Here is a 19,863-nt window from a genome sequence, read left to right as displayed (position 1 = left end):
GTGTTCCGAGGGTGGTCCACATCCCTCAGGACTTATAGACCTTGAGAGTGGATAGAGATAAGCTTCGAGAGTCGCTAATATTTTACTGGAAACCTAAAAATACGTAGCAGATGAATTCTACGAAGACGGCCATCCTAAAAGTTGTGTAATCACAAGAGACCGCTGAAAAAGGGCTGGAGAAGTATTGAAGTCGTTTGAATTTTAAGGTAGGGAGTAACCCAGTAATACAATACGCCCCTGACTGAGCGTTGGAAGGATGATAGATATGAATGTGTGGCCTATATCGGCTATTAATCAAGACGGATAATCTAGGTGGCCAACTGTGGAAAGCCGATAAGCGAAGCCAAGGAGATTCTTACATGCAGATTGTATGAAGGTGAGTTTGCTTGCTGTCGGGAATGCGATGATGAACATGAGGAATTAGGCTGTCCATTTTCGAATGGCATAAGATATCGTGATTTGAAATATTAAGCCTATATAGGGTGTAGGTAACACCTGCACCCACTAAGGGAGGAAATAGATGACAGATAAACTACGCTTAATAGATGTGGATAACCTACTGGAATGGAGATAATAGCTGAGTGTTTAAAGTTGTGGGAACATTAACTTTAATAAATTAATTAGACCTATTCCTATTTACCTATTTTATTCTCAATATTTTTTTGTCAAGGGTTAAATGATGCTATAAATGTATTTTTATTTGGAATATATGGTACTATAGATATGGCATACAACGGGGTGGGCTTAGATAGTCACCTCTTAATGGATGGCCTAATGCGCGCCTCGTTAGCTCGATACGTCGAAAAAATCTAACAAGAGGTGTATTAAATGAGAAACTACATTAAGTTCGGCATCATATCTTTTTTGATTGTCAGTTTGTTTGCTCTTGGAGTACATAACAATATGATTATCGTTACTTCGGAACAATACTGGACAATTCTTGAGAAGTTGGTTGAGTTGGGAATGACTCTGATGATCGGTGAAGTTTTTCGCGGATTTTTTGAGAGCCCCAGAACTTAAAGCTTTTGGGGCTAAGCCCCTTTCCCTACAACCTACAACTTTTTTATCTATTTTTTAAAATGATTGAGTAGAAGAAAATTTCATATTGTTTAAAAAACCATAATTTCATATTGTAAAAAATCGTCTAATAAGAGACGTTTAGTAGCGTCTCAGAACCCTGTTTTCTCATTAATGCACCCGGCGTATCGATCGGGGGAATGTGTGATGGGCAGCATATTCCCCCGATATTAATTTATAAGAGAAGTTCAGAGGCGGAATTTGGTTGAGCTGATAAAAAAAACGTTCAGTTTATAGATGAACGAAACAGGAGCCAATTTAATAATCCTAAAAACCTGGAATATCTTTAAAACTTGAGGCAAGTGAGCCATTAAACAACTGTGAAACGAAACTTTGAAAGAATAAATAGCTGATTGCAGATTTTAATCACTCTCAGATAGCTATACTGTTATAAAAAATTGAAGAAGCATTTAACATTAAATTACATTTTGAAGGGATGCATGTTTATGGGACTTGCTCAGTCTGTAATTTTAAGCGCCCAATCTGATGATGATTCTACCGAGACATAGAAAATAGTCCAAATAAACTTCTTTTATGATGTAGATGCAGTAGATATAAGAAAAACAAAGTGGTTGCTAAACAAATATACTGATCTAATAGATGTAATAAAGAACTATGAATATTCACTTCAGCAGTTGGAAAACGGTATAGCTGCACTGATTTGCTTTCGGCGGAAGGATCGGTTGCCAAGCGGGTTTCTGGACAAGAATTGACAGCAGATGTGACAGCTAATGCCGTTCTATTGAAAGACCAGCGCCATCTAAATTATAAATTCTATCAATTCATTACGAATAACATTAAGTTCGCAATAAATAATATGCGTGATAAGCACGAGGGGTTGATAGCAACGCTGTTGTTTTTGGATGGAATGAAATACCTCAAAGCTCAACAATATTTGGAAAAAGGTTATCGTAAGGACATTCCACCTATCTCAGCAACTACATTTGCAGATAAACGGCGTAGGGCTATTGTTAACATAGCAAATAGCCTAAAAACAAACCGTACATTGGATTTTGTCACCATCGACTATGGGCGGGGCGTAACAAGGAAGGTGAAATTGGACTGCGGATGCCGGAAGTAAATTAGACCGTAAGGGCTTAAGCCTTTGCGGTCTTTATTGTAGGTGTCTAAAGTTCTAGACTGAAAGATAAAGTGATGGTCTTGACAATGTTCATTAAGCTAACGGGCAGGATAATTAGAACTGTTATCACCAATATAGTTGACAAAGTCAATTTAAATCATTATATTTTTACTTAGTTGACTTAGTCAATTAAAGTATATGCATTAATGTAGTTCAGTTAATTTAGGAGGCTGACAAATGGGTTCGGAAATGTCCTTAATCTTGACTATTCGCAAATTCAACCGATTCTACACGAAGGTGCTCGGGTTGCTTGATAAGCACCTGCTGGACAGCAATTTTTCACTTTCAGAAGCCCGAGTTCTTTACGAAATCGGCAACACGGAGCATTGCACGGCCAGAATGCTCATCGACCTTCTAAGTATCGACGCGGGCTATTTAAGCCGGATTCTCAAACGGTTCGAAAAGCTGGGCCTAATCTACCGGGTTCAATCCGAGAAGGATGGCAGATCTTTTTTTCTGTACTTGTCGAGTCTCGGGGAGGAGACGTTGTCAAAAATGAATGCCTTGTCCGATAATCAGATTCGCAATATGATCATCGGATTGCCGTATCAAAGCCAAGTAAGCATTGCCAGAAGCATGACTACCATTGAAAGAGAGCTATCGGACAATCCTACAGAGCGGAGCGTAAGCATCCGGACTGAACTGAAACCGGGAGACGTAGGGATGCTGATTCATATGCACGGATGGATCTATGCAAAGGAGTGCCGCTATAATCATTTTTTTGAAGGATATGTCTGCAAGACGTTTTACGACTTGCTTCAAACCTACAGCCCGGACAAGGACCGTTTCTGGCTAGCGGAAGCCAATGGCGAAATAATTGGCAGCATAGCTATCATCAGCCATTCTAATGAAAAAGCGCAGTTAAGGTGGTTTATGCTGCATCCGGATGCCAGAGGAATGGGACTCGGGAAAAAACTTTTACATGAGGCGATCAGTTACTGCAAAGAAAGAGGCTTCCAGTTCATTTTTCTGGAAACGACAGAGGACCAGAAAACGGCTATTGGCATGTATGTCAAAGCAGGTTTTCAGAAGATTTCCGAACAAGAAAACGAATCTTGGGGTAAATGTCACATTGAACAAACTTATGAGCTTAATCTCATGAAGCATGATGAATAAGCTTTCATAATGGTAAAAGTACAAGCTATTAAGCTAACGGGAAACGTTAGTTCAATGGAACAGCGGCAGTTTAGGACTTTATTTTCTCGTCCTTGGTTGTCGCTGTTTCAATTTCTAAGGTCAGTCTAATACTTTGGTTTCTGCTGACAGTAGGAACTATGTTAATCCGTAGTAGGTACGGAGTAGAAAGGATTTACACTTTATTCAGGAACAAATTAAAACTATTTTAGGAGGAACACAAATTATGTCTACACAACCACGTTTCGCGTTTCTCAGTTCTGACGGTATTTTGCACTTACACGATGAAGAGCATGCAGCTCAACATGGAAAGCATGTACAGACATCCTTGACGGATGATGAGAGTGGATATCCAGTCATTGAGGGTGAGGGTGTTGTCTACTACCCGCACGAAGACAAAGCTTATATCAAGGGCAATAAAGGTGACGGTAAGCTCATTCCTACGCTGTCAGTGCTCAAACAGCTTGCAGCAGAACTGATGTAGGTCAATAGATTATCCGAAAGAAGGCGGCGGCCAATTTAAGGGTAGCGACCGTCTATAGTGGGAACCACACCGCAAGTATACTGGAGTAGTCACGGCAAGCACATGACGGAGGGTTAGGGCGCATTCAAAACTAAATCGGAGACAGGACTCAGAGGGTAATATAAACTCGGAGCAAGAAGGATGTCCATATAAGACCCATTCCGGGCAGGGCGGATTAGCGGTAGCCGCATGTTATAAATTCTCGATCACTACATAAGAGCAACGTAAATTCGTTGCTCTTTTTAATTTAGATGGCGAATGTTTATGGGAGTAGGAAAAATAAGAAGTGACCTAATTGGAGATAAGGATTTCGAAAATTATTATGATAATCCTCTTCCGATATTACTACCAAAAGGCGGGTTAAAAGTACGGCCAATGGTATTTATTTTATTCCAACCAAAATGATAACGATTGAAAGCATCAGAGCTTGTAATAAATCGCTTCACCCATCTATATCCATCTTCTTTATCATACAGATATACATTCGGACTATCTGGATATTTGAATAGCATTGTTCCTCTAACAAGAGGGGGGCCTATGGGATACGATTGTAGATCAACTGCTAAAATTCCATCCCAATTTCTAAAAATACCCATATAAACATCGGCATCAACAATCCATCGTATTCTTCCTCTGTCGACGAGATAAATGGGATCTTGAAAAGGGGCTTTCACTCGCGAGCCGTCTGATATTTGTCGCACAAAACATCCCTCCATTAAATGTGTTTTTTTATCATATGAGTAATTTGCCTTGAATGGTTGGGCTTACTTGAAAAATACATATTATACAAAATGAGTTATTGAGGTGCAGGAGGAGAAGGAATGTAACAGTGAAATATATCGCTTTGTCCAAACTACTATTTTTCTATTTTGGATAACCAAGACACTTTTTTAGAAAGTGCTATTGGGTGCCTAATTACTTGTTCAGGAAACTTTTCCTTAGCTTCAGCTACATTATCAAAAGGGGGGAGAAAGATATGGGACGAAAGAGAGACCCGAAACGGGACGAAGCATTTTATCTGTACAAGGCAAGTTCCGGCAACATACGTCTCACAGATATAGCCTCTCAACTTAGTGTATCTGAAGGTACGGTAAGAGGATGGAAGGCTAAAGATAAGTGGGAGAGTTTGATTGCTGGAGAAGCGAAACATACGGAACGTTCCGATGAGAATGAAACTGATCAAAAAAAGGAAACTCCAAAGGAAGATGAAGATTCAACATCATGCCCCGACGAGCTTTTTCTAAAAGCTGTCCAAATTGTAGTCGAGGCTAAACAAGCCTCGGTTTCTTTATTACAGAGAAGGATGAGGATAGGCTATAGCAGAGCAGCCAGACTGATTGATGAACTGGAGCGGCGCAGACTCATTGGTACATATAGAGATGATAAGCCAAGAGAGGTATATGCTACCCCGCTTACAGTTGATGCGCTCTCTAAAGAGCTAAAAGTCGCTGCTCCAGAAATACGGAACGTTCCGACAAAAATACCGGAACGCTCTAATGATATGGAGCGTTCCAAAACAAAAAAGAGCGTTCCAGTAATCGAGGAGAAGCCAGAGTCGGAAATTCCGGACGAAGAGGGGTTAACGCCGAAACAGCGGATTTTTGTAATGGAATACCTCAGAGATTTCAACGCGACAAGGGCGGCTGGATATAGCAAGAAAACAGCATATTCAATTGGATGGGAATTATTGAGGAAACCTGAAATTAAGGCTGCGATTCAGAATTACAACGAATCCCTGATGGATGGGGTTGGTTTAAATGCTCAGCGCGTTCTAATGGAGTACATGAAAATTGCTTTTACAGACATAACGGACCATGTAGAATTCGGTCAAAAGGAAGAAGACGTCCTTGGATTAGAAGGAGAACCGGTCTTTGTTTCGGAGAATGGAGAAACGAAGAAGTACAGATATAATTATGTCTCTTTTAAAAACAGCGATGAAATTGATGGAACTCTGGTTTCAGAAGTCAAGCAGGGTAAGGATGGAGTGAGTGTAAAGCTACACGACAAAACCAAGGCATTGGACGTGCTGACTAAATATATGGATTTGTTGCCAGATAAGCATAAACGAATGGTTGAAGACGAAAAACTCAAGATGCAGCGTGAGAAACTTGAGCTTGAAAGGGCAAAGGTCATTGGAGAAGGCAATACAGAAGACGATCTAATTGACGACTGGGTAGAGGCGGTGGTAGGTGATGAGGCAGAAGGACTCACCGGAGACGAAACGGAGGCTTCAAGCATTCAAGATACGTATTCCTGTGTATCGTAAGAATCCCATATTGTTTTGTCAAGAGATGCTTAAGTTCTATCCTGATGATTGGCAAGCAAGCACTCTAATGGATTTAGCTAATAATCCGCGCGTTTCAGTACGTTCAGGTCAGGGCGTAGGAAAAACAGGATTAGAAGCGGCAACGGCTTTATGGTTCTTGTCGTGTTTCCCATATCCAAAGGTAATTTGTACAGCTCCTACAAGGCAGCAACTACATGACGTATTATGGGCTGAGATTAATAAATGGCAATCTAAAAGTCCGGTGCTGAAACGAATCCTTAAGTGGACTAAGACCAAAATATACATGAAGAATTATGAGGAACGCTGGTTCGCTACAGCTCGGACAGCAACCAAGCCTGAGAACATGCAAGGCTTCCACGAGGACTACATGCTTTTCATTGTGGATGAAGCTTCGGGTGTTGCTGATCCAATCATGGAGGCCATTTTAGGTACGTTGTCGGGTGAATTCAATAAAATATTGATGTGCGGGAACCCGATAAAAACGTCGGGTTTTTTTTATGATTCGCCAATAAAGATAGAGCAGACTACAAAACACGAAAGGTGTCCTGTCTAGATAGTCAAAGAGCCAGCAAGGATAATATCGCCATGCTCAAGCGTAAGTATGGTGAAGGCAGCGATGTATGGAGAGTCCGGGTAGAAGGTGAGTTTCCTCGTGGAGAGGCGGATACCATGTTGCTCATCCATATTTGAACCGAATCAGAATAAGAGTCGATGATAGCGGCGTTGGCGGAGGAGTAACGGATCGACTAAATGAAATCGTAGTTGAAGAAGGGCTACCGTATGAAATCATACCAATTAACAAAGGCTCTTCTTCTTTAGATGAGCACTATGGAAACCTTGTTACAGAAATGTGGGCATCTATTAAGGAACAATTAGAACAGAATATGAGCAATTTCATAAATGGAGATGCGAGTGTTCTACAATTGCCTGATGATGATGTTCTTATGACCCAACTTACAGCACGTAAATGGAACATGACCAGTAAGGGTAAAATGCTGCTTGAAAGTAAGAAAGAAATGAAAAAATGCGGACTCAAGTCTCCAGACCGAGCTGACGCTTTTGTTTTGACATTTGGGGAATATCTAATGGAACCAGATACACATATTATGCTTCCTTCAATAGGTAGTGTGGCAGTGAAAAGATAATAGGGAAAAAGCTTCAAACAAAAGATCGCATACTGGAGCTGGCAATGAGCAAGCTTCCCAGCATGCAGCGCGCCATTCAGCGCAGCTACCTGGACAATGAAGAAGAGTTCGACTACATCATTAGTGGCGAGATGGGAGTTAGCAATAGTACGTTTCGACGTTTAAAAGGAGAAGTGATAGGAATACTTGCGAATTTATTGAAGTTAATAGTTTTTAGTAAATATCGTATGAGGTCGGCTGATGTCGACCTTTTTATGGTTTTATTTGATTTTTTGGTATATATTTAGGATGAATTAACTATATAGGAGGGGTTTTATGGGTATATTGAATCAAGGTTGGTTTGGTATTTTAGTCGGAATCCTTACAGCTATTTTTGTTTATGTAAGAGGAAAAATAGGTGCAAGGCTTGATTACCAAATGGGGCAGCTCAAAATAGTGGGTAAAGAAAACTTAATCGCACCTGGTATTGAGATAAAATACAATGGTGTGCCAATTGAAAACTTAGTAAAGACTCAAATTATCATTTGGAATTCAGGCAATGCCACAATTAATGGAACAGAGATAGTCAATGATGATAGACTCAGATTTGCATTTGAAAAAAATGAGATACTGAGTTGGCAATGTGGTGTTATTTTCAAGGGGAATTAATAAAATTTGTGTAAGTAGAGACGAGGATTCTAAGAGGAAATTTTTTGTTGATTTTGATTTTTTAGATCCTAAGGATGGAGCAGTCATAGAGATTTTACATAGAGGAGAGGAGTCCGAATCCTACCCAGTTTTAGAAGGAACGATAAAAGGAATGAGGGGAAAAATAAGAAACAAAGGAATTGCTCCGTTTCCACTAATAGATCTTAAAAAGCTAAAAACAAAAACATTTGAAATATTTTTGATATTTATTGTATTTATATTATTAAATGTGGCAATTAGCGCTACCATAGTGTATTCACAAGTGCTTTCTGGTGTAGAAACTATAAAGATAGTTCCTGTTGTTATAACAAGTGTAGGAGCATCCTTACCCATTACATGTATCATAACAGGAATTAACTTTTTGAAGAGGAAAAAATTCCCGAGAGGGATAGACCAAATAAAATAAGTTTGGATTGAATTACTTGCCTGCTACTTAATCGGAATTGGCTGTTTTATGACCTGTCACTGGATTATTGATGTGGTAGATTTGTATCATGGGAAAACGAATAAGACCGACCGAGATATGAACACTTTGATGATAAGGCAGGCTAATGTGCTGGCCTATTAATTTCTCAATAAACTTTATATTTCTATAGAGTATCTTAAAGGTGTATAAGATCTACTATGAATATCTTAAAAAATAAAGAAAGTAGGTTGTTAAAGTGTCTAGTTTGATTGGTGTGATCGTAGGGGTCATATTAAACCAAATTTCTGTTTTTATCTTTAGCAGAAGGGCCGAGCGTGAACGAATACTAATGGCAAATATGAACGCCAGACTATCAGCATACAGTAACATTTATAGTGCACTACTTGATTATCAATCATATTATAGTCAGTTTGTTGATTATGGCAATGAATTTATTGTCCACGAAGATCCTAAAGACTTTGCTCCTTTAAGCCATTTAGAAGAAATGACGAAGGCTTATAATAAAAATGAAATTTGGATACACGAATCTTCTAAAGCTAAAATTTCCGAAGTGTTACAGCTTTCAAGTTATTGTGTGAATTTAGCTATTTGGATACAGGACCCTAACAATATTGACATGATTAATGAGGTAGAGAAAAAGGCTAATAGTATGTTGAAGTTAATTGAAGATGCTAAAAAGCATATTATAAAAGTTAATGGATTAGAAAAACTGGATCAGCATAGCCAAAAGTTGCTCAAATAATAAAAATAAAAGATATCGCGCGTTAATTAATCTGTTTTGTTTAAATAAGAGCATGTGTTACTTTGGTGCTTAAATACATAGGCAGATACAAGTCACTCATTTGGGTGGCTTTTTTATTACCTTGAAAGGTTTGAATGGTTTGAAGAAGTAGCAGAAGAGAGGAATTTTGCTCCCGTTGAAAGGACCACCAAAACAGCCGAAGAAATGTAAAGGTTGTGTATGGGGAAATTGGGATGGAGTTAAACAGTTTTGTTTTTGGTCTGACTGTGTGAAAAAGGATAAACCTTCCTGAGTGTCGAATTTTGAATGTTCAAGGAAGGTGGCGAATTGGAATACATTACAACTATAGAGGTTTCTCTGAAAACAGGTAAAACAACTGATAATCACAAGTTTGAGAATGAAAAAGTGATTATTAATCGGGCATCTCACCTTTGGTTTAAAAACAATGGTGATTCGGAATCTGATTTTATTGAGACGGTAAAGATGTGGCATCGAATGGACAAGGAAACGGGAGAAACAACATTTTATAAATTTAAAACGAGTGAGCCAACACCAGTTGTAACATCGTTAGTTTATAAAGTTGAGAAAATTTCAGAAGAGCAACAATCCATTATGTTTGTAGAAATTTGATTTATGCACCTTAACTGGTGCTTTTTCTTTTGCCCATATAAGACAATATGTGAGCTATTCTGAGCCTTCTTCCTGTTATACGGACGGAATGCCGGAAGGAGTGCAGCAGAGAGCAGAGAGCGGGCATACACACGCTCTGACAGCCTGTTAGCCGCCCACCCGAATAGACTAAACCAACTCAAAATAAAAAAGACCCCTGCGTTTAAATGCAGGGGCAGGTACCTACTTGGTTTCAATAAGTAATTGAGTAATCGCTGACAGAAACTCTGGAGTATACTCCATATCAAATTCTGGACCTGGTCGAGGAGATTTACCGTGTGGTCGAATATTAAGTTGTAGACAAGGACTTCTTGTAAATCCATTTTTAACATAAGTGATTCGTAGACTTTCTACTCCTTTCACTGTCTCTACTTCAATGTATTTTTGGTTAGATGAGTCAGTCTTAACTTCATGTTTCATAGTGTTGGCCTCCTTTTTTTAAAATATCATGATCAGCTTCTGATAAAAGTAACGCTCTTACCTAGATCAACCGTTCTAACCTTCCAACCAGCATTGAGCCATGATCGTGCTTGACGTATGGTTGTTCGTGTTGTTTGCCCACCACTGATCACGTTCATATGCTGTAGGAGGAAGTTCAGAACCAAGAATTTGTTCGATTTCGGTGTATGAAAGAGTTACAGTAATCCCTTTCAAATAGTTTTCTAGAGGATCGTATTTACTCATTTAATGTTCTCCTTTTTGGCACTGGATTTATTATACATTGCTTTGGGGGGATAAATGTAGATGGTCAGGAGCGCAGTCCCGAGCGCGAAAAGGCAAAACAGTTGTAGTGGGAGAACAGCATAGCTCAAAATAGGGTTTACAGAATCCAACAATTAATAAACATTTAACGATCCCTTCAATTGGATTTGTAGCTATCAAGAGGGATTAAAATTAAATACCTAAGCAAGATGAATAATCTTTTTGTTAGGTGCAGAAGCTTATGCATGAATACAAACTTTTACAGGGAGTGGCATAAGGTGAAAAAGAAAATAATAATCCTATTAGCGGTCTTGATTTTATTACTGCCTGGATGTGGAGTGAATAACTCTACGCAGCATTCTGATGTTTCGAATAAGACCGAAGTTCAAAAGGAGTACAGTGAGGTTAATCAGGAGGACAATGGACATTCTTTTAGGGTTTTAAACACATCTTTGGACACAAATTATTATAAGAACGCTTTGGGTAAATCTGGACCGGAATTAAAGAAATCCTTACATCAGATCATTAGTAAACAATCAAAATTAAGATATGATGCTATCTGGGAAGCGTTGTATGATACGGACCAAGACCCTAATAATGAAAACAATGTGATATTATTTTATACAGGACGATCTCAATCAAAATTAGATCATGGAACAGGAAATAATCAATGGAATCGAGAACATGTTTGGGCTAAATCTCATGGCGAATTTGGAACGAGAGTAGGTCCTGGAACTGATTTACATCATCTAAAACCGACAGATGTATCTGTGAACAGGGATAGAAGCAACCTTGATTTTGATAATGATGATGGACATCGTAATGATCCGAACGGACAACCAGTAGGTACTACACATAATGAAGCGCCGGACACATTTTATGATGAAAATTCATGGGAACCAAGAGATGAAATCAAAGGTGATGTTGCAAGAATGATTTTATATATGGATACTAGATATGAGGGGGACAATGGTGAACTTGATTTAGATGCCGTTGATGAAATTACAAATGTAAGGTCAAAAGAACCGAAGCATGGTAAGCTCTTCACGTTGTTAGAATGGAACCAATTAGATCCTGTTGATGATTTTGAAAGAAGACGGAATGAAGTGATTTATATGAAATATCAACATAATCGGAATCCATTTATTGATCATCCAGAATGGGTTGATTTGATTTGGAAATTGAAATGATCTAAATGAAATAATCGAAGCAAGCTGTTCGGAACTAACTATTTTTTAAATGCATAGATATTTAAGCGTCTTTTATTGAAGAACTTAGTGTTTTTCAAGTGCAAAACAAATTCCGGTTCCTAAAATGAAAACTTTAAAACAAATGACCCTCTTGTGAGTCATTTGTTTCATTCAGAATAACTGAGAAGGTAAATGTGGAGGAAAATTGAAAAAGTATACTGAGCAACAGATGAGTAATCGATTGTCCTTCCCGGTAATGAAAAAAGAACATTACATACCTACCTGCCTTTAGAGGCTAAGCATTATTTTTACTCCTACCAAGCTGGACATATCCCAGTGGAAATCTTTCGACAGACGGATTTTTGTTAGCACTCATTCATCTGCGAAGCCTAAAAAGTGATTGCCTCAGGTTACGCAAGTTATATACAGACGCAACGAGAGATTGAGGAGCAAAGAGGAAAAGGAAGTACAGATGCGCTTAGAATGTAATCAGGGTTGGTTATGAATCTAAAAAAGAATGGCGAATCATGCGCAAATTCAAGTTTTTTGCTACAATTCGTCAAGTAAAACCAATCGACACGTCATAAGCAACTCAGGAACATCGGGCTTGCCAACTCTATTGCAAGGTTAATTTAACTCGGGAGAACTGTGGAGAATTTGTTGTTTATGGATACTGCTTACCTCCAGCAGCGAAACGAGCATACTTTCCCGTCTCAAAGATGGTGCAATAAAATAACTTGGATAGCTAAGTCATCTTTAAGCTATCTTTCATTCCGATCAGACTAGTAACACTCATCACAGAATTCGAGAGTTTAAGATTACAATTAATCCTATGTTCCGAAGGAAAACAGCTTAGATAATCAATCTATGAAGAGTTTATTGGTTAATCTGAAAGATAAACTCCACTACTACGATTGTCAGACATTAAAGGAACTTATGTAACTTACCACAACCCAGAAGTATGTACAAATGTTCAATAAAGAAAATGACTCCTGATAATACAGAAGTCATCTCCTCACTGCTCAAAAAGGTTCTCTTTTTTCAAACTGGCTTATTACAAGTACGGTCTCAATTAAAATTTTCTAACCGTGACAACTTGTTTGGATTTTTAACGAGTAATTGTTGTTGCTAGTTTTGCTTGAGTGTGATCACAAACTTCGGCAGCATAACCTCGATCATCAGTACACCAAGATTGGGATAAAAAGGAAAGAAATATCGCAACCCACTTTTCTTGGTACTGTATCAAAATCCCACCATCATGCCACGTTCCATTGTCCCTCGCCCAATCCTTTTGCCTTCCGGGTTTGTCTTCATTACCTTGGTTCATGTGGACGTTATGAATGCCATTGGTCGGTTCAAAACCAAAGACCTTGTCTTTTTGTCTTTCGGGACCAAATTTGGAACCATAGATATAAATTGGGGCTTTTTCTTCTATTGCTTTTTGAATGTATTTTTGAATAAAATCATTCAAATCGTTTTCTGAACCGCTAAGATTGTGCTTCAGGGGCACCATCTTGGAAGGATCAAACAAGTCCCCCCTTATATAATCTAATGCAATTTCCCTGTTATTTTCATTTATAGGCGTAAAGCCGTTCTTCATAGTGGGTAAAATCGTAATAGACGAAGCGTCAAAATTTTCATCAGCCAAGTATAGTACTTCCGACTCACTTGAATTTGACATCACATTAACTGCTATTCTGTATTTTGTATTGTCTTCTCCAATTACTAAAATTTGATAATGTGGTGAATTATTATCTCTTTCTTCCCGTCCCTCTTTTGCAAATCCCTTTAGTACACCGTAGTTTCTTACTGGCATAATTAGCACCTCCAAGTTTATTCGAACGATACTTAGCATGTTGTTTTAAATATTAATTATACTGTAAATATTTACTGCAATAATTCTTAATAACACCACAATAAACAAAGGTATTCTTAATTCATAGAAGTAGAATGAATACAGAAGGTTATGGAATGTTTATTGACTTTTTAGGTTCATATTTAGAAATATTATTAAAGGAGCAGTAGTTTCCAATCGTACTGTTTTGGCGATTGAAAAATTCAGTAGTAATTTCGAATTAAACAAATGTTATCCTTTATCCATAGAAGTTTGTAAAGAAAGGTGTTGAAGGCTTGAAATGGTATCATAAAGCCATATATTCATTTGCGAATGTTGTTCTTCCGGCATCCGTAAAACGGCAGATGATGGGTGTTGGCAGAGCGACAGTACCTAATAACGCTAACCCGTGGGGCATATTTAACTGGCTACCCAAGAAACATCAGCAGGCTCACAATATTGACCTTACCAAGTTACAGAGCTATACAGCAGAGGAATTACTGGAACTTCTGATATCCGTTCATCCCGACGTATCCTATGCCTTGTACACATACTTACGTATGGGAGATACGGATATAACGTTTACAGCAAAGAAGCCGAATGGGAACGCAGATAAGGGCGGACAACGGGTGCTAGATGAGCTCAAATCTATGCTAAACACACCGCTACTTTCGCCAGGATATCAGCATGGACGGTCGTTAAATAAACTGGACACGATCCAACGGATGATGATTATGGTTCGTGGTGCTTGTGCCGGGGAAGTAGTACTAAATGAGCGATGTAACGATGTAATTGATATCGTTCCGGTTGATCCGGCTTTAATATGGTTTCGTAGGGAGCCGGATACTAATCGACTTACACCGTGGCAATATGTGAAGAACCCACGAAGGAACGCGAACGAAGAGTGGTTTGGTAATTATAAGAAGATCGACACACCAACGTTCATCTATGAAGAGTTTGATCCTATGGTTGATGATCCTTATGGACGAACGCCTATGCTTCCGGTACTGCAAGCAGTATTCTTTCATCTTCAGGTGTTGGAGGATCTAAAAGCAGTAGTTCATAACCAGGGGTATCCGAGGCTTGATATCTCCATGTTGGAAGAAATCATGTTGAAGAACATGCCGAACAACTTAAAGAGTAACCCCGATGGTCAACAAAAATGGCTTAAAGAGCGGATGGATGAGATGTTAAACCATTTCAACTCACTCAATCCAGATGATGCCCTTGTCCACTGGGATAGTGTAAAGGTGGAATACCTCAAAGGCGGTAATTCGGGGCCGATGATTGATATTAAGAAACTGATCGACATTATTGATACCCAAATGGCGACTTCACTCAAGACGTTGCTTACTATACTTTCTAGGCATCAAGGGTCAACCGAAACGTATAGCTCGATTGACACTCAAATATATATCAAAAATGTAGAGTCCGCGCGGAGCGTAACCAAACGTTTCTGGCAGCGGGCTTTTTTATTGTCAGCAAGAGTAAAGGGGACTCAAATAAAAGTTGAAGCTGACTATCTCCCCATTGATTTACGCTCTGAAAATGAGATTGAACGTGACCGACGTTCAAAGATCGACAACTACATCACAGCGGAGAAGAATTTCTACATCACACCGTTGGAAGCTGCTGAAGAAATACGTTGGACACTTGGTATTAATGCCAAAATTCCAGCCGAATTGCTCCCCTTGCTTCTGAAAAAGCTAGAATTTGATTCAAATGAAGAACAGACTCCACCAGAAGGAGGTGAATAAAACATTATGGCAAAACCTACACCGGAACAACTGGCAAAGATCAATCAAAAAGCATTGGTCCCATTGACCGATGAACAAACTCATGTGTTTCAAGCGAGAATCATTGGAACCAAGCGTATTGATAAGTACAAAATGAAGATTACCCCAAACTTCCTACGCAAAATGGCAGATCAAGTTAAAGAGGAAGTCGCCTTGCTGGTTGACCATCCGTGGCAGAAGCGGGAAGCCTTATCTTTCCCGTATGGCAGAACTTTTGACAGCCGGATTATCGAAGAGGGAGGGGAACTGGAACTTTACGGTGATCATTACATGGCAAAGGGGCTAGAAGCTAATGGGATCTCAGCGGATCAACTGGCTACCGGTATTGATTCAGGAACTATCTTTGATACCTCGGCAGGGTTTGTTAGTACGAAGCATACGTGTAGCATTTGTGGCAGTGATTATTATGGTTCCTCAGCATGTTCACACATTCGTGGGCAAACGTACGATGACAAAGAATGTCTTGTTCTCGCGGATGATGGATATATCATGGAAAACTCCATTGTATTTGATGGAGGATATGAAGGTGCTGGAATAACACGTGAATCTCTGTCGGTGAAACAACATGCTGAAGCTGAGCAGCAGCGACAAACTGAATACGAACCATTACCTTTAGATGCGAAGTCGCTTGATGGCGATGGACGCGTCTTTTATTTTTTCAGCAACAAAGGCGGTATGAATGCTTTTGTATCTAAGCAGCATCAAACAAAAGAACAGGCCGAGAACTGGCCCAAGGAGATGACACTGTGACAGACGAACAAAAAGCTGCTGCTTTGGCAGCACAACAAACACAAGCTACTGCATTGGCAGCGGCTAATAATGTACTCGGACAAATCCGGGCGGCGCTAAGTGTGGAGAATGATACTGAAATTTTGAGCAGACTGACATCGTTGAGCGCCCAGGCCGCTGATGGAGCAACATATAAGGTGAAGGTCACTGAACAAGCATGTGGAGCTGGTATATAGCTAAATATAAGACTGAACTAGAAGAAATAAATAAGGCTATAGCTTCCCTGAAATAAAATCCGTGGTTATCCAGCAACAAACAAAAATTATATACTGTATACACAAAAGCCCTCTTAAACAGAGGGCTTTTCAGATTGTCGAGAAACCCGTCTTTTGAGACGTGGGTTTCTTTTTCTTTACATCATAAGGCTCTGGTCTCTGGAGAAACAGGGGGGTTATCCCTGTTTCTTCAGGCGATCCAGGTGAATCGCCATCTTCTTCATGTTCTGCACGGCTGCCGTCATAAGGGCTTGTTCCCTGACATTTGGAAGACCGCGCAAACGGCAATAGCGAAACCCATGGAGCTCTTTGGCATCCGCGAAGCTTCGCTCAATCGTCTCTTTTCGTTTGCGGTACAGCCGTTTCCCGGATGGGCTTAGCCGGTTGCCCCGTACCCACTCTTTGCTGTCTTCCCAGACATGCCGAGTCACCACTTTGCGGTGGTTTCGAGACTGGGTACACTGGTCTAGCAGTGGGCAATGCTGGCACTGAGCTGGGTCAGAGGCATACTGCCGGTATCCCTTACGGTCCGTCGTTCGGTAGGGCAGTTCCTGTTGGGCTGGGCATCTATACACATTGCGTTTGGCATCGTATTCAAACTTCCATTTCGGAAACAGCCCTTGTCTGGGATGGAATCTTCGGTGAGCAATCACGGCAAAAACCTTTCGGTTTTGCAAACCTCGGCAAATCGGCGTCGTTAAATAACCTGAATCTAGCGCAACAGCTTCTACTTGAAAACCAAAGCGTTCTCTTTGTCGATCCAAACGGGACAAATAGGGGACAGAATCATGTACATTCCCCGGCGTCACATGCACATCCGTAATCAGATTGTACTTCATATCCACTGTGCGGTGGTCCAGATAGAAGAAGCCTTCAGGCTTGCCATCACGGATCATATAGCCGCTGTCTGGGGCTGTTTTGCTCACTTTAATTTCTTTTTCTTCGTTCACTTCCTCTCGGGATTTTAAGGCTTTTTTCCGTGGCTTTTCCGGTCCTCCTTCACCGCTTCGTTAAGCTCGTCCATATAGTCTTTGGTATTCTGCAACACTTGTTCTTTGGTGTACTGGTGTCTGTTAGCATTGGCTTTGACGTGTGTGGAATCGGTGACGAGAACACGCCCACCCACCATTCGGTGAGAGATCGCCTGCAGCACAATTTCATCGAAGATATCTTGAAAGATCGTGGTGTCTTTAAAGCGAGTGCGACGATTCCAGCTAATCGTCGTATGGTCTGGAACCTTATCCGTTAAGCCCAGCCCCAGGAACCAGCGATAAGCCAGGTTCGTCTGAATTTCACGCTCGAGTTGTCGTTCTGAGCGAATGCCATAGAAATAACCGAGAAAGATCATTTTAAACAACACGGTAGGATCAATGGCAGGACGCCCGTTGTCTGCACAATACAGCGGGCTTACCTTCTCATGAATAAAGGAGAAGTCTATATATGTATCCACTTTACGAAGCAGATGATCTTGTGGTACCAGTTCTTCCAGAGAAACCAATTCAAAAGATTGTTGTTGGTCTCGATGAGGTCGCAGCATATCAACACCGTCCGTTCTACAATAGTTACCTATATTATACAACATTAACGCGGTGTCGTCTTAAATAAAATGAACATAAAAAAAGCTGTCGAGACTTTCTCGACACTTCTATTTTTATATGGGGAGACGCATCTTTTAAAACAAAAATCGATTTAAAACGATCTGAGGACCCTAGTTTTTAGACCACTAAGACAGTTTTAAACCCCCTGCAAAAAAACAGGGGGTTTCTCGACAGCCTGAAAAGCCCTCTTAAACAGAGGGCTTTTACTTTTATAAAAGAGGATAGTATTAGACTGCTTTCAATAATAGAAACAACCTATATCTTAATACGTCTATTGAATCGGAACGCAAATTTCGCAATAATGATTATTAATAAGTTCAACTGTATATCGCTCCAAGATAGGTCTGGTTTCATCTAAGCTGAACCTTTGATTTTCCAACTCCAGGAATATTTCAGTCCAAGCTTTTTGAACAGCTTCTGCTGTATGATTTATTTTAAAAACAGCGTATCTTCCTCCACTAATGTTGCTTAGACTTACTTCATCAGTATTAATACAGTAATCATCAGAAAGAACCAAACATGCATCGTAGCGACAATTTTCTGGCTTCACAAATGCAGGATTATCTTGGGCAATACCAAGGATAATAGACGTATTATTAAATAAATTATTCGATTTAACCCAACCTTTAAATTTCTCCATTAGTTGTGAATTTTCAATTCCATAAGGACCAATCTGTCTCATGTATGCAATTCTAAAAGACGGTATTTTTTCAATTTCAGCCTTCATATTTTCTTCTCTTTCTTTTTAAAGTACATCGATGTCTGAAACCATCTTATAATGCTTTAAAATGATAAACAACTCAATTTTAAAAATAGTCAAATTAGCGCTAATACCCAAAGAGAAGACATATGCGCCTGCTCAACAATGTGTGAATGATAGTGGAGATATTTCTTTAATAATAAACTGGTTACTGTATGACGATTAAATAGAAGAGAGCTGCTAAGACAAAACGGTATAGGGCAAACCATTCCAATCCGAGTCGCTTAATTAGTTTGATGAACGTCACTACTGCAATCATCGCCACAAGAAAGGATGTCGTAAAGCCAATTAACATTAGAAAGATATCGTCAGAATTTAGCAACTCGCGACTATCGTACAAATCCAACAAGCTTGCACCAAACATAACAGGTACGGAAATAAGGAACGTAAAGTCTGCGGCGGCTTTTTGGCTAGTGCCAAGTAAAAGGCCACCTGAAATCGTCGAACCCGATCTCGAAAATCCCGGCCACAAAGCCAAACATTGGAACAGGCCAATCCCGAAAGCCTGTTTATAATTAATCCCATCAATCGTATCAGTGGTTTTAGTTCTCCTACTCCGTGCTGCGATAATCATCAACAAGCCACCGGCAACTAAACCGATCAAGACGGGAGTTGGGCCGAATAATTGGCTTTTTATTGTGTCCTTGAAGAAAAGATATACGATTAATGCTGGTAACATAGCCAAAATCATATGAATTACATTTAATCCTTTATTTTGGGAAAAATCCATTCTAATCAGATTAGCCCCAATCTCCAAATATCTTTTCCAATAAAGAATTAGAACTGCCATCACTGCACCTAACTGTATAACAATTTTAAAAGTTATTGCAGCGTCACCATCAAAGCTAAGCAAATTGCCTGCTAAAATAAGATGTCCAGTAGACGATACCGGTAAAAATTCAGTTAAGCCCTCTATTATGCCAAGTATTATTGCTTTGATTACATCAATCATCAGTGGCTATCCCCCTTCAAAAATAACAATTCCCAGTATAAGGGGGACATTTACATATTCCCATCGATCAACATAACAATATTCTATTCAGAATGACATAATTGTCACATTTCTCATTTATAAGTCTTTTTAGAGTTAACCTGCCTTTTAGCCTAATGACGTATATTCAGTCTAATGCTCTATTTCCACGAACAA

The 19,863-nt window shown here is 39.6% G+C and carries 19 protein-coding genes and 3 pseudogenes; 15 read left to right on the top strand and 7 right to left on the bottom strand.

The window, feature by feature from the left end; translation table 11 throughout:
• The first annotated feature begins 828 nt into the window (after positions 1-828).
• The 4 genes and pseudogenes from ACWGXJ_RS14050 (at position 829) to ACWGXJ_RS14035 (ending at position 3,836) form a co-directional block, all read left to right on the top strand.
• Positions 829-1,020, top strand: coding sequence for a hypothetical protein (locus ACWGXJ_RS14050; protein ID WP_452567003.1), 192 nt, complete (start codon positions 829-831; stop codon positions 1,018-1,020).
• 569 nt (positions 1,021-1,589) lie between these two features.
• Positions 1,590-2,163 (top strand): annotated as a pseudogene (locus ACWGXJ_RS14045) (hypothetical protein).
• Positions 2,164-2,395: 232 nt separating this feature from the next.
• Positions 2,396-3,334, top strand: a complete 939-nt coding sequence (locus ACWGXJ_RS14040) for a bifunctional helix-turn-helix transcriptional regulator/GNAT family N-acetyltransferase (RefSeq protein ID WP_452567002.1) — start codon at positions 2,396-2,398, stop codon at positions 3,332-3,334.
• A 244-nt stretch (positions 3,335-3,578) separates the two neighbouring features.
• A complete protein-coding gene (locus ACWGXJ_RS14035; RefSeq protein ID WP_452567001.1) occupies positions 3,579-3,836 on the top strand; it encodes a hypothetical protein in 258 nt (85 codons plus the stop codon).
• Positions 3,837-4,195: 359 nt separating this feature from the next.
• On the opposite strand, the gene ACWGXJ_RS14030 is transcribed toward ACWGXJ_RS14035, so the two are convergent.
• A complete protein-coding gene (locus ACWGXJ_RS14030) occupies positions 4,196-4,576 on the bottom strand; it encodes a hypothetical protein (RefSeq protein WP_452567000.1) in 381 nt (126 codons plus the stop codon).
• 275 nt (positions 4,577-4,851) lie between these two features.
• Between ACWGXJ_RS14030 and ACWGXJ_RS14025 the strand changes: the two genes are divergently transcribed.
• From ACWGXJ_RS14025 to ACWGXJ_RS13995, 7 genes and pseudogenes are all read left to right on the top strand, one after another.
• Positions 4,852-6,141: a terminase small subunit gene (locus tag ACWGXJ_RS14025; protein ID WP_452566999.1), complete on the top strand. Its 1,290-nt coding sequence runs from the start codon at positions 4,852-4,854 to the stop codon at positions 6,139-6,141.
• Positions 6,068-7,307 (top strand): annotated as a pseudogene (locus ACWGXJ_RS14020) (DEAD/DEAH box helicase family protein). Before ACWGXJ_RS14025 ends, ACWGXJ_RS14020 begins: the two are co-directional and overlap by 74 nt.
• 44 nt (positions 7,308-7,351) lie before the next feature.
• Complete coding sequence (locus tag ACWGXJ_RS14015) at positions 7,352-7,594, top strand: hypothetical protein (protein WP_452566998.1); 243 nt, start codon at positions 7,352-7,354, stop codon at positions 7,592-7,594.
• Between the two features lie 28 nt (positions 7,595-7,622).
• Entirely contained in the window at positions 7,623-7,955 is a 333-nt protein-coding gene (locus tag ACWGXJ_RS14010) for a hypothetical protein (protein ID WP_452566997.1), read from the top strand.
• Positions 7,930-8,400, top strand: coding sequence for a hypothetical protein (locus tag ACWGXJ_RS14005; protein WP_452566996.1), 471 nt, complete (start codon positions 7,930-7,932; stop codon positions 8,398-8,400). The genes ACWGXJ_RS14010 and ACWGXJ_RS14005 overlap by 26 nt, the downstream gene beginning before the upstream one ends.
• A 256-nt stretch (positions 8,401-8,656) precedes the next feature.
• The gene (locus ACWGXJ_RS14000; RefSeq protein ID WP_452566995.1) at positions 8,657-9,163 is read left to right on the top strand and encodes a hypothetical protein; all 507 of its coding nucleotides are present in this window, start codon (positions 8,657-8,659) and stop codon (positions 9,161-9,163) included.
• 327 nt (positions 9,164-9,490) lie between these two features.
• A complete protein-coding gene (locus tag ACWGXJ_RS13995; protein WP_452566994.1) occupies positions 9,491-9,793 on the top strand; it encodes a hypothetical protein in 303 nt (100 codons plus the stop codon).
• 222 nt (positions 9,794-10,015) lie between these two features.
• Here ACWGXJ_RS13995 and ACWGXJ_RS13990 read toward each other — a convergent pair whose 3' ends face one another.
• The gene (locus ACWGXJ_RS13990; protein ID WP_452566993.1) at positions 10,016-10,252 is read right to left on the bottom strand and encodes a hypothetical protein; all 237 of its coding nucleotides are present in this window, start codon (positions 10,250-10,252) and stop codon (positions 10,016-10,018) included.
• A gap of 75 nt (positions 10,253-10,327) precedes the next feature.
• Positions 10,328-10,516, bottom strand: coding sequence for a DUF7662 domain-containing protein (locus ACWGXJ_RS13985; protein WP_452566992.1), 189 nt, complete (start codon positions 10,514-10,516; stop codon positions 10,328-10,330).
• 467 nt (positions 10,517-10,983) lie between these two features.
• On the opposite strand from ACWGXJ_RS13985, the pseudogene ACWGXJ_RS13980 reads away from it, so the two are divergent.
• Positions 10,984-11,724, top strand: a pseudogene (locus ACWGXJ_RS13980) (endonuclease I family protein); the annotation flags it as partial.
• A gap of 1,108 nt (positions 11,725-12,832) precedes the next feature.
• Here the strand turns inward: ACWGXJ_RS13980 and ACWGXJ_RS13975 are convergent.
• Positions 12,833-13,540 carry a DUF2278 family protein gene (locus ACWGXJ_RS13975; RefSeq protein ID WP_452566991.1) on the bottom strand — a complete coding sequence of 236 codons (708 nt, stop codon included), beginning with the start codon at positions 13,538-13,540 and terminating at the stop codon, positions 12,833-12,835.
• Between the two features lie 314 nt (positions 13,541-13,854).
• On the opposite strand from ACWGXJ_RS13975, the gene ACWGXJ_RS13970 reads away from it, so the two are divergent.
• From ACWGXJ_RS13970 to ACWGXJ_RS13960, 3 genes are read left to right on the top strand one after another with little or no spacing between them, the layout of a single operon-like run.
• Positions 13,855-15,315 (top strand): hypothetical protein, encoded by a 1,461-nt coding sequence (locus ACWGXJ_RS13970; RefSeq protein ID WP_452566990.1) that lies wholly within the window; start codon positions 13,855-13,857, stop codon positions 15,313-15,315.
• 6 nt (positions 15,316-15,321) lie between these two features.
• A complete protein-coding gene (locus ACWGXJ_RS13965) occupies positions 15,322-16,104 on the top strand; it encodes a hypothetical protein (RefSeq protein ID WP_452566989.1) in 783 nt (260 codons plus the stop codon).
• On the top strand, positions 16,101-16,319 hold the full coding sequence (locus ACWGXJ_RS13960; RefSeq protein ID WP_452566988.1) for a hypothetical protein: 219 nt from the start codon (positions 16,101-16,103) through the stop codon (positions 16,317-16,319). Before ACWGXJ_RS13965 ends, ACWGXJ_RS13960 begins: the two co-directional genes overlap by 4 nt.
• Before the next feature lie 215 nt (positions 16,320-16,534).
• On the opposite strand, the gene ACWGXJ_RS13955 is transcribed toward ACWGXJ_RS13960, so the two are convergent.
• From ACWGXJ_RS13955 to ACWGXJ_RS13945, 3 genes are all read right to left on the bottom strand, one after another.
• Positions 16,535-17,895 (bottom strand): IS1182 family transposase gene (locus tag ACWGXJ_RS13955; RefSeq protein ID WP_452566987.1). Its coding sequence is split into 2 segments (ribosomal slippage): positions 16,535-17,328 and positions 17,328-17,895, totalling 1,362 coding nucleotides; the frame shifts between segments, so codons are not numbered across the junction.
• A gap of 332 nt (positions 17,896-18,227) precedes the next feature.
• Positions 18,228-18,683, bottom strand: coding sequence for an AraC family transcriptional regulator (locus tag ACWGXJ_RS13950; RefSeq protein WP_452566986.1), 456 nt, complete (start codon positions 18,681-18,683; stop codon positions 18,228-18,230).
• 181 nt (positions 18,684-18,864) lie between these two features.
• Positions 18,865-19,668 (bottom strand): undecaprenyl-diphosphate phosphatase, encoded by an 804-nt coding sequence (locus tag ACWGXJ_RS13945; protein ID WP_452566985.1) that lies wholly within the window; start codon positions 19,666-19,668, stop codon positions 18,865-18,867.
• Positions 19,669-19,863: the final 195 nt, after the last annotated feature.

It is taken from the genome of Paenibacillus sp. S33 (genome assembly GCF_053615415.1).
The sequence above is the reverse complement of the archived record's forward strand: the minus strand, read 5'-3'. Positions and strand labels throughout refer to the sequence as shown.

Bases quoted from the DNA above. Each gene is read 5' to 3' on its own strand.
- ACWGXJ_RS14050 (WP_452567003.1), top strand. From the start codon at position 829: ATGAGAAACTACATTAAGTTCGGCATCATATCTTTTTTGATTGTCAGT.
- ACWGXJ_RS14040 (WP_452567002.1), top strand. From the start codon at position 2,396: ATGGGTTCGGAAATGTCCTTAATCTTGACTATTCGCAAATTCAACCGA.
- ACWGXJ_RS14035 (WP_452567001.1), top strand. From the start codon at position 3,579: ATGTCTACACAACCACGTTTCGCGTTTCTCAGTTCTGACGGTATTTTG.
- ACWGXJ_RS14025 (WP_452566999.1), top strand. From the start codon at position 4,852: ATGGGACGAAAGAGAGACCCGAAACGGGACGAAGCATTTTATCTGTAC.
- ACWGXJ_RS14015 (WP_452566998.1), top strand. From the start codon at position 7,352: ATGAGCAAGCTTCCCAGCATGCAGCGCGCCATTCAGCGCAGCTACCTG.
- ACWGXJ_RS14010 (WP_452566997.1), top strand. From the start codon at position 7,623: ATGGGTATATTGAATCAAGGTTGGTTTGGTATTTTAGTCGGAATCCTT.
- ACWGXJ_RS13990 (WP_452566993.1), bottom strand. From the start codon at position 10,252: ATGAAACATGAAGTTAAGACTGACTCATCTAACCAAAAATACATTGAA.
- ACWGXJ_RS13985 (WP_452566992.1), bottom strand. From the start codon at position 10,516: ATGAGTAAATACGATCCTCTAGAAAACTATTTGAAAGGGATTACTGTA.
- ACWGXJ_RS13975 (WP_452566991.1), bottom strand. From the start codon at position 13,540: ATGCCAGTAAGAAACTACGGTGTACTAAAGGGATTTGCAAAAGAGGGA.
- ACWGXJ_RS13965 (WP_452566989.1), top strand. From the start codon at position 15,322: ATGGCAAAACCTACACCGGAACAACTGGCAAAGATCAATCAAAAAGCA.
- ACWGXJ_RS13950 (WP_452566986.1), bottom strand. From the start codon at position 18,683: ATGAAGGCTGAAATTGAAAAAATACCGTCTTTTAGAATTGCATACATG.
- ACWGXJ_RS13945 (WP_452566985.1), bottom strand. From the start codon at position 19,668: ATGATTGATGTAATCAAAGCAATAATACTTGGCATAATAGAGGGCTTA.